This window comes from Pseudomonas sp. SMN11 (assembly GCF_052041945.1).
In the GTDB taxonomy this organism is placed as follows: domain Bacteria; phylum Pseudomonadota; class Gammaproteobacteria; order Pseudomonadales; family Pseudomonadaceae; genus Aquipseudomonas.
Map to the genome: position 1 here is coordinate 1 of NZ_JBKGGW010000065.1, position 11476 is coordinate 11476.

Here is an 11476-nt window from a genome sequence, read left to right on the forward strand (position 1 = left end):
TGGCGGCGAGTCGATTTCCACCAGCCCGCAACCACGCACCGTGCGCACGATCTCGCGCTTGCGGGTGCTTGGCGACGATGGCGTCAACGTCACCGTGCGCGCCGCGCAGAACATCCGTGAGTTCCGCAAGGAAAGCCTCAAGCACTACAGCGCCGACCTGACCTACACCCTGGTCCGCGCCGAAGGCGGTTTCAAGATCCACCGCAAGGTGATCAGCCTGATCAACAGTGACGATGCCCTCGCCGGCATCGGCTACATCCTCTGAGGTCATGCATTCACCCTGTGCTGTTCCCGGGCGCGTAGCAAGCAAGCGCCCGGTGCTGGATATCTAAAAACAACAAAAACAATACGTGACAGGCAAGCGGGCCACAGACCTGCAGAGCGCCTCTGCCCGGTTGAACGACTGCCCAGACCTTGTACTGATCACATTTCCAGGATTACCCCATGGAACTCAAATGGCCGTTGCGTGCGAAAACGTTGTGCTTGTGTGTGGGCACCGTGTTACCCCTGAGCAGCTTCGCCGACGTGGTGGATGACAGCCACCTGTCGCTGAACTTCCGAAACCTCTACCTGAACCGTAACTTCACCAACTCCAGCGCGCCGGTGTCCAAAGTCGGCAACTGGTCGCAGGGCTTCGACCTGCAGTTCGAGTCCGGCTACACCAATACCCCGCTGGCTGTCGGCCTTGATCTCAATGGCCAGTATGCCCTTCGCCTGGACTCCACCGGCAACGATGGCTCGCTGCCGTTCAGCCAGCACCGCCAGCAGGCCGCTGATGACTACAGCCGTGGCGGCGCGACACTGAAACTCAAGTACGCCAAGACCCAGGTGAAGATCGGCGACCAGAAGCCGTTCTACCCAGTCGCCTCCAACGACCCCAGCCGCCAGCTCGACACCATTTACCAAGGTGCAGTGATCGAGTCCCGCGAAATCGACAACCTGACCCTGGTCGGCGGGCGCTTCTGGTCGATCGTCACCCGCGAGTCGTCCAACCATGAACGCCTGTACCGTTATGGCACCAACGACAGCCTGGACAGCGACGGCCTGGACTTTGCCGGTGCCACCTACAACTTCACCCCGGACCTGCAGGGCAGCTACTTCCATGGCGTGCTCAACGACATCTACAAGCAGGACTACGGCGGCATCAAGCACACCCTGAAGTTTGCCGACGGCTACCAGCTGAAAACCGACGTCGGTTACTTCAACAACCGCGAAGACGGTGCCGCGCGCAGCGGCCCGGTGGACAACCGCGCCTATTTCGGCCTGGTGACCCTGGAAAAGAGCGGCCACATGATCGGCGCCAGCTACCAACGCATGACCGGCGACACGGTGTTCCCGACCCTGAATGGCTACGTGCCGCAACTTTGGTTGCCGAACTGGGCGAGCATCCCCTTCATCCGCCCTGACGAGCGCAGCTGGTCGGTGCGCTACGGCTACAACTTCGTGGCCATGGGCATCCCCGGCCTCAAGCTGTTCACCCGCTACATCAAGGGCACCGACGTCGATCGCGGCCCCGGCCTTGCCCGCGACCAGGAAAGCGAGCGCGACATCATGCTCAGCTACGTGGTCCAGAGCGGCCCGCTCAAGGACCTGTCGTTCGACCTGAAGAACATGCGGACCCAGCAGAAGTACGGCAACGACTACACCGAGTACCGCCTGATCACTTCCTACACCTGGAAGTTCTGGTAAGTGGCCCGCATGGAGATGGCGCATGACTAACCTCAACACCAGCATCACCCGTGATACCGACCCACGCACCATGCGCCGCATCGTCATTGCCTCGGTGCTGGGCAACGCCCTGGAATGGTACGACTTCTTCCTGTACGGCACGGCCGCAGCGCTGATCTTCGCCCCGCTGTTCTTCCCCGCCGGCACCGACCCGGTGCTTGGCACCCTGGCCTCGTTCGCAGGCTTTGCCGTGGGCTTTCTTGCCCGCCCGCTGGGCGGCCTGATCTTCGGCCACATCGGCGACAAGGCCGGGCGCAAGAAGGCCCTGGTGATGACCCTGGCAATCATGGGCGCGGCAACCTTCGCCATGGGCCTGCTGCCCACCTTCGAGCAGGCCGGTTACCTGGCCCCGGCGTGCCTGGTGATCCTGCGTGTGCTGCAGGGTGTGGCTTCGGGCGGTGAATGGGGCGGCGGCGTGCTGCTGCTCAGCGAGAACGCCCCCAAGGACCGCGTCGGTTTCTATGCGGCCTGGAGCCAACTGGGCGTGTCGGGCGGCTTCGTGCTGTCGGCGGCCGCCTTCTACCTGGTGCAGATGCTGCCCCATGAAACCATGATGAGCTGGGGCTGGCGTGTACCGTTCCTGGCCAGCATCCTGATCTTCGGCGTCGGCGTGTACATCCGCCGGCGCTTGCCGGAGAGCAAGGAATTCGTCAAAGAACAGGCGCAACAGGACAAGCCTGAGCACATGCCGGCCATGGAAGTGTTGCGCAAGCACCCCAAGGCGGTGCTGCAGGCGATGGGCATCCGCATTGCCGAGAACGGCAGCGCCTACCTGTTCCTGGCCTTCACCATCGCCTACGCCAAGTTCACCGGGCTGGACACGCAGTTGGTGCTGGCCAGCGTGATGGTGGCGATGATCGTCGAGGCCGGCACCATCGTGTTCTGGGGCTGGCTGTCGGACATCATCGGCCGGCGGGTGGTGTATGCCATCGGCTCGGTCGGGCTGATGGTGCTGGCCTTTCCGTTCTTCTGGATGCTCGATACCCACTCGCCGGTGTGGGTGTACCTGGCGGCGTTGCTGGGCATGGCCTTCTGTCATGGCGCGATGATCGGCACCCAGCCGGCGCTGATGGGTGAGCTGTTCCCGCCCAAGGTGCGTTATTCCGGGTTGGCCATGGGGCACGAGATTGCCTCGATCTTCTCCGGGGGATTGGCGCCGTTGGCAGCGACCGCGTTGTTCAGTTTGTACAAGGATGCCTGGCCGGTGTCGGTGATGCTGGTGGTGATGGGAGCGATTACTACCCTGGCGGTGATCAGCATCAAGCCACAGGCCAAAGCCTAGTTTTGCTCCGGTTTTGCCCGGGCCTTTCCGTGCGGGGAGGGTTCGGGCTTTTTCATTTTGTGCCTCTGGCCTCTTCGCGGGTAAACCCGCTCCCACAGGGGCCTTGCGCAATACCTGTGGGAGCGGGTTCACCCGCGAAGAGGCCAGCCCAGGCAACACACTTCTATAATTGCCCACCCGTGCCAACCTCTTGCCCCTGCCTGCCAATCCACTCCCCAGCCATTCCGCCCTGCGCCACGCCCCGGTAGCCTGCCGCGAGCCCAACTCGCGTCGCGGAAAACAACAACATGACCAACGCCTTGAGCATCCACAACAAGATCACCCTGCTCGCCAGCCTGTGCCTGTCGGCCATCGTCGTACTGCTCACCGCACTGGCCCTGTACCAGCGCCAGAGCAGTGAGGACCAGGTCGGCAGCAGCGCCAGCGACATGCTGCTGGCCGCCGCACGCAGCAACCTGCGTGCCGAGGGCCAGGCCCAGGCGCTGCAGATCCAGCAGGGCTTCAATCGCGCCTACACCTTCGCCGAGGGCGTCGGCCGCCAAGTCATGCACCTGCGCCAACGTGCAGGCTTGCCCCCGGCCGAGCTGCGCCGCGACCTCACCCAGGTACTGCGCGATGCCCTGGCCGGGCGCCCGGAACTGCTGGGGCTGTTCATCACCTTCGAGCCCAACGCCCTGGATGGCCACGACGCCGACTTCCCCGGCCGCTTGGACCTTGGCAGCAACGACCAAGGCCGCTTCGCCCTGTACTGGCTGCAACCTGGCCCCGGCCAGCTGCAGGCCGTACCGGGCGACGAGAAACTGCTCGCCGACACCTCGCCCGGCCCCAGCGGCGCACCGTTCAATGCGTTCTTCAGCTGCTCGCGGGCCAGCGCCAAACCCTGCCTGCTCGAGCCCTACGTCGACAGCTCCAGTGGCACCGCACGGCTGGTCACCAGTCTGACCCTGCCGCTGATCGACCAGGGCCGTGTGGTAGCAGTGATCGGCCTGGACATCGACCTGGCGACCCTGCAGCGCGACGCCGAGAAAGCCACCACGGCGCTGTACGACGGCCAAGGCGATATCGCCATCGTCAGCACGGCCGGGCTGCTGGCCGGTGACAGCAGCCACCCCGAGCGCCTCGGTACGCTGTTCAAGGCACGCCACCCCGAGCAGACCGCGGCCATGCTCGACGCCGCAGCCGCAGGCCATACACAGGCCTTCGAGGATGCGGGGCACATGCGCATGCTGGTGCCGATCCAGCCCCTGCCAGAAGCCAGCCCGTGGGCCGTGCTGGTCAGCGTCGGCAAGGACGTGCTCGGCGCGCCAGTGACCGCGTTGCAGGAACAGATGCGCACCCAGCGCCTGCACAGCCTGGCCCTGCAGATCGGCCTGGGCCTGGGCATTGCCATGCTGGGGGTGGCGATGATGTGGCTGACCGCGCGCAGCGTCAGCCGCCCGCTGCTGCAGGTCGCCTACCTGCTCGAAGACATTGCCGAGGGCGAAGGTGATCTGACCCGCCGCCTGGCCTACCCCGGCAAGGATGAACTGGGCCGCCTGAGCCGCGCCTTCGACCGCTTCCTGGAGCGCCTGCAACCGGTGGTCGCCCAGGTCCAGGGCGGTGTGCGTGATACCCGCGACACCGCTGACCAGTCGGCGCGCATCGCCAGCCAGACCAGCGCCGGCATGCAGCAGCAGTTCCGCGAAATCGAGCAGATGGCCACTGCCTTGCACGAAATGTCCGCCACCGCCCAGGCTGCGGCCCACAGCGCCGCGCAAGCCGCCGAGGCCGCGCGCCATGCCGACTTGGCCACTGGCGCCGGCGTGCAGGTGATCGAGAGCACCACCCAGGGCATCCAGGCCCTGGCTAGCGGCATGAGTGAGGGGATGCAGCGCCTGCAGGCCCTGGCCGCGAGCAGCGAGCAGATTGGCGCGGTGATGGAGGTGATCCTGTCGATTGCCCGGCAGACCAACCTGCTCGCATTGAATGCGGCGATCGAAGCGGCCCGTGCCGGTGACGCCGGTCGCGGCTTTGCCGTGGTCGCCGACGAGGTACGCGGCCTGGCACAGCGCACCCAGGCCTCGGTGGAAGAGATTGGCGCGATCATCGACAACCTGCGCAACGGCACCCATGAGGTGACCGGCGCCATGCAGCACAGCTACCAGCAGGCCCAGGCCAATGCCGAGCAGGCGCGCCAGGCCCTGCAGGCACTGGCGCAGATTCGCCAGGCGGTCAGCGTGATCACCGACATGAACGTGCAGATCGCCTGCGCCGCCGAACAGCAGAGCAGCGTTGCCGAAGAGGTGAACCGCAACGTCGAGGCGGTGCGCGATGTCACCGCCTCGCTGTCCGGCCAGGGCGAGCGCTCGGCCGGGATCAGCCAGCAGCTGAACGACCTGGCGTCAGAGCAGCAGGGGCTGATCGAGCGCTTCAAGGCCTGAGGCAAAGCGCGGCGCCAGCCCGGCCTGGTGCAGGCGCTGCACCAGGTTCGCCAGGCGCCCATGGCGGTAGGCGTCGATGTCGGTTTCGCGGTAGTCGTAGAACCCCACGCCATCGCGCAGGCCGTTGCGCCCGCTGGCCATGTTGTCCAGCACCGATGCTGGCGCCTGGTAGCGCTGGCCCAGGTGGTGGCTGAGGTAGCTTGAGGCGTGGTGCAGGATGTCGCCACCGCCCCAGTCGATGAACTCCAGCAGGCCCAGTACCGAGAAGCGCAGGCCAAAACCGGTTCGTACGGCCAGGTCGATCTGCTCGGCGCTGGCGACGCCCTCCTCGACCATGCGCGCCGCCTCGTTCATCACCAGCGCCTGCAGGCGCGGCACGATGAAGCCGGGGGTGGCGCTGCACAGCACCGGCACCTTGCCGATGGCTTGCAAGGTGGCTAGCAGCTCGGCAACCACGGCTTCGCAGGTTGCGGCGCTACGCGAGACTTCCACCAGCGGCATCAGGTGCGCAGGGTTGAGCCAATGGGCGTTTACCATGCGCCCGGGCGCGCTGACCATGGCGGCCAGCTCGGTCACCAGGAAGGTCGAAGTGGTCGAGGCGATGATCGCGTCCGCCGCCACCTGCCGGTCGATCCAGGCAAACGCCTCGCGCTTGGCCTCGAGCACTTCGGGCACCGCCTCGAACACTAGCCGGCAACTTTGCAACGCCTGGCCGCCCTCCTCTCGTGTCAGCAGTTGAACCCGCGACAGCAGCTGCTCGGCCTGCTGCGCATCGATCAGTTGGAGGTCAACCAGGCTCTGCGCCTCGACGCCAAGGTTACGCCTGACCACCTCGAAGTAGCTGGCCTGGGCTTGCGCCTGCCGCGCCTTCAGGTCGATCAGGCTGACGTGGACGCCAGCCTGGGCGAAGGCCAGGGCGATGCCCTCGCCCATCCGCCCGGCACCGACCACGGCGATATGCCGCAATGGCCCGCTCATGGCGCGACACCGTCATGCAGCAAGGCCGCCATCTGCTCGCGGTCGAGCCCCGCCAGGCCGAGGTTCTCCAGGGTGCGGCCTTCGCCATACAAGTCACGCCCGGTCACTGCCGAGGCCAAGGCCAGCAAGCCCTGCGCGACAGGGGTCGGCACGCCGACCCAGCGCCCGACCGAGACCAGCAGCGACAGGCCCAGGCGAGTGTCTTCGAGCATGTAGCGGTGCTGCTGCAGGTCGATCTTCTCGCGCCAGTCGCCGCTGTCGGTGAGCTTGCCATGGGCGCCGCGGCCGTACATCCACTCATCGCCCTGGTCGGTGTTGTAGTGGTCGGCCAAGGGGAAGTGCGGCGCCGGGTAGCCCAGCGCCTCGCGCACGCGCATGCGTTCGGCATCCAGCACATTGGTTACCCGGCGGATCGACGGCTGGGTGCCTTCATTGTGGATGTCCCACGACTCGAAGTGCTCCAGGGGCCCTGCATTCATCAGGATCAGCGGCGGGTGAATGACCGGGCCGGCGTTCATCAGTGCACCACTCAGGGCATCTTCGAGCGGCTCGACGCTGGGGTAGGCCTCGCGCAGCACGCTGAAGGCATGGGCCGAAAGACGACTGGGCAGCACGCCGGTCGGCAGGCGCGTGGCGTAGGCGCTGATTACCAACTGGTCGGCGCCATGCTTGCGCACCAGGTACGGCAAGGTACCGGTTTCGGCAAAGGCCACCTCGGCGTGGTTGCCGCAGTCGCCCATGGCCTTGGCGAACACATAGCTGCCAAAGGTGCCGGGAGGCAGGAACACCACCTGGCCGGCGCTGAGCAACGGCGCGACTTCCGTGGCCAGCGCCGCGTGGCTGGTCGACGGCAACGGGATGATCACAAGATCCGCGCCCTGCAGCGCTTCGGCCAGGTCGCTGACCAAGTGCAGGTTGTCGCCAAGGGCCAGTTGGCGGGTGCCGCGATAATCGCGCACGGTGAGGCTGCCAATCGCCTGCAGGGTTTTCAGGGCCGTAGCGTCACGGCGCCACAGGCGGGTGGCATGGCCGCGCTCGGCCATCTCGACAGCCGCTGCATAGCAACCGTGGCCGCCGCCAAGAACAGTGATTTGCATGGGTGGAACTCCGCGTGTGTAAGGTAGGCCGATGCTAGCCATCACGCGTTTGCCCGGCGCTGCGGATCGCGCAGGCAAGCTACCGATTGCGCAGCTTTCAGCCTTTGAGTGTGTCGGAGGGGCGGCAACCGAAGCGCAGCCGGTACTGCTGGGTGAAATGCGCGGGGCTGTTGATGCCGAAGTGCAGCAGTACCTCGGTCACGCTGCCCTCGCCCTTCTGCAGCGCCTGGTGCACCGCCTGCAGGCGCCGGTCGCGGATGTACTCGACCGGCGTCTGCCCGAGGAACTGGCGAAAGCCGTTCTGCAGCGTGCGCACCGAAACGCCACTGAGCGCGCACAAGGTCGCCAGCGCCAGCGGCTGGTCGAGGTTGGCCTCGATGTGCTCGCGCGCCCGGCGCACATGGCTGGGTAACGGGGCCCCTGCCGGTTGCAGCAGCGCAGCGGAATAATTGTGCGGCAGCTGGGTCAGCAGTAGTTGCACCAGGTGATCCACCAGGCCCTGGCGCAAGGGAGCCAGGCTAAGTTGCAGGGCAAACAGCCGGCACAGGTAATCCAGGGTCAGTCCCAGCGCATGCACGCCCGGGTGGTCGGCGGCGAGCGGCACATCGAACGCCAGCGGCTGCCCCAGGCTGCGCCCCAGCAGCTGCTGCAGATGCAGCTCCAGCGCCTCGCGGGGCATGCTCAGCACCGCATTGCGGCAAGCGCCGCCGGTGACGATACGGCTGCTGGCGAATGGCGAACTGACGCTCAGCCCGCCCGCCGCCACGGCCACATGCGCCTGGCCGTGGCTGACTTCGCACTGCCCTTGCAAGGTGGTGCGGAACAGATACTGCGCACCGGTGCCCTCGAGGCTGACTTCCACCGGCGCGTCGTAGTGCAACTGCAGCAGGCGCACGCCGGCAAACTCCACGCCGCTAACCTGCAACTGCGGCGCAGCATCGTCCAGCACCCGCAGCCGATGCGGGCAGAGATAGCGGCCCAGCTGCACCTGCATCTCTGCCACATCCTGCGAATGAAACAGCGGAAAGCGCTCCAGCAGCTGGATGTCCGCCAGCATCTCAGGCCTCGGCGGGGTGTTCGCGGCGCATGCTGTCACGGAAGCACTTGCAGCCCTTGGCCAGCAGCACGATGGCCAGCAGCGAGGCACCGAAGCTGACGATCGACATCGACGAACCGACTGCGGCCGGGGCGCCGAAGTAGCGGTCGGTGATCAATGCCACCAGCGTGGTGCCCAGGCCCAGCCCTAGCAGGTTGCTGATCAGCAGGAACACCGCCGACACCTGGGCACGCACCTGGTTGGGCGAGAGAATCTGCATGGCGGCGGTAGAGGCCGGCATCGGGAACGAGGCGAAGAACATCGCCGGCACCAGCAAGGTCACCGACAGCCACAGCTGGTCGACCTGGGAATACAGCACCGCCGGCACGATCATGCCCACCGCGCCGATCACCCCGGTGCGCATGGCCGCATCACTGCGCCCACGCTTGGCCAGGTGGTCGGTGAGCCAGCCGCCAAACACCACGCCGGTGGTGTTGGCCAGTAGCAGGATGGTGCCGAGCATGAAGCCGGCCTGCTCGGGGCTCATGCCGAACTTGCGGATGTACAGCGCCGGGGTCCAGCTCATCATGCAGAACAGCGCCATGGCATAGAACGAGAAGCCCAGGTAATGGCAGCTGAAGGTCGCCCGATGGCGGCCGATGAAACGCAGGCCATCGCTGAGCCGGACCTTACGGACATTACCGTCGGCATCCAGCTGCGCGCCCTTGCGCTGCGGGTTGCGCACGGTCAGCCAGACCAGCAGGCCGACGATTACCCCGGGCAGGCCGACGATGAAGAACGCCAGCTGCCAGGCCTTCATCGCGCCGAGCAAGGCCACCTCGATGGTCTGCGCGTCCCTGAGCAAGGTGATCACATAGCCCCCGACCAGGAAGGCAATGCCGCCGCCGACGAACGAGCCGATCGAGTAGATGCCCACGGCGCGGCCGAGCTTTTCCTTGGGGAACATATCGCTGAACATCGAGTAGGCCGACGGCGACAGCGCCGCTTCGCCGACACCCACGCCGATGCGCGCCAGGAACATCTGCGTGAAGTTCTTGCTCAGGCCGCAGGCGGCGGTGGCGAAGCTCCAGAAGATCACCCCGACGGCGATGATGCGCGGGCGTGAGAAGCGGTCGGCCAGGTAGGCGATGGGCATGCCCATGAAGGCATAGAACAGCGAGAACGCCAGGCCATGCAGCAGGCTGAACTGGGTGTCGCTCAGCTGCAGGTCGGCTTTGATCGGCTCGATCATCAGGGCGAGGATCTGCCGATCAACGAACGAGAAGATGTAGGCCACCATGCACAGGATGACTACGTACCATTCGTAGAAATAGCGCTTGTTGTGCTGCTTGAGGTGTTGCTCTTGAGTAAGGGTATTCATGCTCGCGAATTCCTGAAGGGACAGCCTGGAAAGGGATTACAAGGCAGTGACCTGTCAGTAACAGGCGAGCGCACGCAGGGCGGGATTACGCATGACCAAGGACCTTTATTGTTATTGGAATGGAGGTCTGTGGGAGCGGACATGCCCGCGAAGCAGAAACCGCGTTGCATGGCACCGGCTTTGCCGGTGTTCGCGGCGGTTCGGCGCCCCGACATGCCCGCTCCCACAAGGATTGAATCAGGGCTTAGCTATCTTGCAGTGCCCGTGGCCGGTGGCTGCGTTCCTCGGCTCCTGGCGCCTTGGCGGCCTGCAGCTGGAAGTCGAACGAGAGCTCCGCAAAGCGCTCGCCCTGCACACCGCGGTCACGGGCCGCGGCAGCATCGTCGACAAACTGCAGGTCGCCAATGAGGCCGTCGCGGGTGGCGTAGGCGAAGTCGTCCCACAGGTACTTGTCGCCAGCGAAGTTGATCTGCGTGGTCAGGTGACGGTGGCCCGGCGCCGAGATGAAGAAGTGCACGTGTGCCGGGCGCTGGCCGTGGCGGCCGAGCAGGTTCAGGCATTCCTGGGTCGGGCCCTGCGGGTCGCAGCCATAACCGGACGGCACGATGGAGCGGGCACGGTAGCGGCCTTCGGCATCGGTGACGATACGCCGGCGCAGGTTGTAGTCGGACTGGGTCGAATCGAAGTACGAGTAGGTGCCTTGGGTATTGGCGTGCCACAGGTCGACGGTGGCGCCGGCCAGCGGCTGGCCGTCGGTATCGAACACCTGGCCCTGGAGGAACATCACCACACCGGGGTCGGTGCCGTCGTCCATGCGCGCTTCACCCTCGGACAGCGGTGCACCAGCCACGTACAGCGGGCCTTCGATGGTGCGCGGGGTGCCGCCGGTCAAACCGGCTTCGGCGTCCTTGGCATCCTGCAGCAGGTCGAGGAAGTGCTCGATGCCCAGGCCTGCCGCCAGCAGGCCCGCCTCGTTGCGCCCGCCGAGGCGGTTGAGGTAGGCGACGGCATGCCAGAACTCGTCCTCGCTGACCTCCAGGTCTTCGATCAGGCGCGCGGTGTCCTGCAGTACGCGCAGGATGATCTGCTTGAAGCGCGGGTTGCCTTCGGCCTGGCCCAGGCCGGCCACTTGTTCGAAGAAGGCCTGGATGTCGGCGGTGTGGGAGATCTTCACGGTCATTTCTGCATACCTCGAATTGTTCTTGTCAGGTAGTCGTGGTTCAAGGGTGAATCAGCGGTCGTCACTGTGGATCGACGATGGGTGGCGGCACAGGCCGTCGACCTCGATGTCCATGTACGGGAACAGCGGCAACTGCATCAGCGTGTCGTGCAGCGCCTCGACGCTGGGCACGTCGAACACGCTGTAGTTGGCGTAGTGCCCGGCGATGCGCCACAGGTGGCGCCAGGTGCCCTCGCGCTGCAGGCGCTGGGCCAGCTCCTTCTCGTCGGCCTTCAGTCGCGCGGCCTTGGCCGGGTCCATGTCGACCGGCAGTTTCACGGTCATCTTCACGTGGAACAGCATGTTGTTTTCTCCTATTTCCGAATGCTTGCGCG

The 11476-nt window shown here is 65.7% G+C and carries 10 protein-coding genes and 1 pseudogene; 5 read left to right on the forward strand and 6 right to left on the reverse strand.

Annotation, left to right across the window (positions count from 1 at the left end; genetic code table 11):
* From ACLEJU_RS28085 to ACLEJU_RS28105, 5 genes and pseudogenes are all read left to right on the forward strand, one after another.
* The coding region (locus ACLEJU_RS28085) for an aromatic-ring-hydroxylating dioxygenase subunit beta (RefSeq protein ID WP_440776769.1) at window positions 1-265 on the forward strand (265 nt) is incomplete at its 5' end.
* A gap of 179 nt (window positions 266-444) precedes the next feature.
* Entirely contained in the window at window positions 445-1689 is a 1245-nt protein-coding gene (locus ACLEJU_RS28090; RefSeq protein WP_435425470.1) for an OprD family outer membrane porin, read from the forward strand.
* A 22-nt stretch (window positions 1690-1711) separates the two neighbouring features.
* Window positions 1712-3010, forward strand: coding sequence for an MFS transporter (locus ACLEJU_RS28095; protein WP_435425469.1), 1299 nt, complete (start codon window positions 1712-1714; stop codon window positions 3008-3010).
* 1406 nt (window positions 3011-4416) lie between these two features.
* Window positions 4417-4572, forward strand: a pseudogene (locus ACLEJU_RS28100) (HAMP domain-containing protein); the annotation flags it as partial.
* Window positions 4573-4704: 132 nt separating this feature from the next.
* The gene (locus tag ACLEJU_RS28105; RefSeq protein ID WP_440776770.1) at window positions 4705-5430 is read left to right on the forward strand and encodes a methyl-accepting chemotaxis protein; all 726 of its coding nucleotides are present in this window, start codon (window positions 4705-4707) and stop codon (window positions 5428-5430) included.
* On the opposite strand, the gene ACLEJU_RS28110 is transcribed toward ACLEJU_RS28105, so the two are convergent.
* The 6 genes from ACLEJU_RS28110 to catC form a co-directional block, all read right to left on the reverse strand.
* On the reverse strand, window positions 5392-6408 hold the full coding sequence (locus ACLEJU_RS28110; protein WP_435425468.1) for a 3-hydroxybutyryl-CoA dehydrogenase: 1017 nt from the start codon (window positions 6406-6408) through the stop codon (window positions 5392-5394). The two genes, ACLEJU_RS28105 and ACLEJU_RS28110, sit on opposite strands and share 39 nt — an antisense overlap.
* The gene (locus ACLEJU_RS28115) at window positions 6405-7505 is read right to left on the reverse strand and encodes an NAD/NADP octopine/nopaline dehydrogenase family protein (RefSeq protein WP_435425467.1); all 1101 of its coding nucleotides are present in this window, start codon (window positions 7503-7505) and stop codon (window positions 6405-6407) included. The genes ACLEJU_RS28110 and ACLEJU_RS28115 overlap by 4 nt, the downstream gene beginning before the upstream one ends.
* 97 nt (window positions 7506-7602) lie before the next feature.
* Complete coding sequence (locus tag ACLEJU_RS28120) at window positions 7603-8562, reverse strand: AraC family transcriptional regulator (RefSeq protein ID WP_435425466.1); 960 nt, start codon at window positions 8560-8562, stop codon at window positions 7603-7605.
* A gap of 1 nt (window position 8563) precedes the next feature.
* The gene (locus tag ACLEJU_RS28125) at window positions 8564-9922 is read right to left on the reverse strand and encodes a spinster family MFS transporter (RefSeq protein ID WP_435425465.1); all 1359 of its coding nucleotides are present in this window, start codon (window positions 9920-9922) and stop codon (window positions 8564-8566) included.
* A 244-nt stretch (window positions 9923-10166) separates the two neighbouring features.
* Window positions 10167-11102, reverse strand: a complete 936-nt coding sequence (gene catA / locus ACLEJU_RS28130) for a catechol 1,2-dioxygenase (protein WP_435425464.1) — start codon at window positions 11100-11102, stop codon at window positions 10167-10169.
* 51 nt (window positions 11103-11153) lie between these two features.
* Entirely contained in the window at window positions 11154-11444 is a 291-nt protein-coding gene (catC, locus tag ACLEJU_RS28135) for a muconolactone Delta-isomerase (RefSeq protein WP_013973066.1), read from the reverse strand.
* Window positions 11445-11476 lie beyond the last annotated feature (32 nt).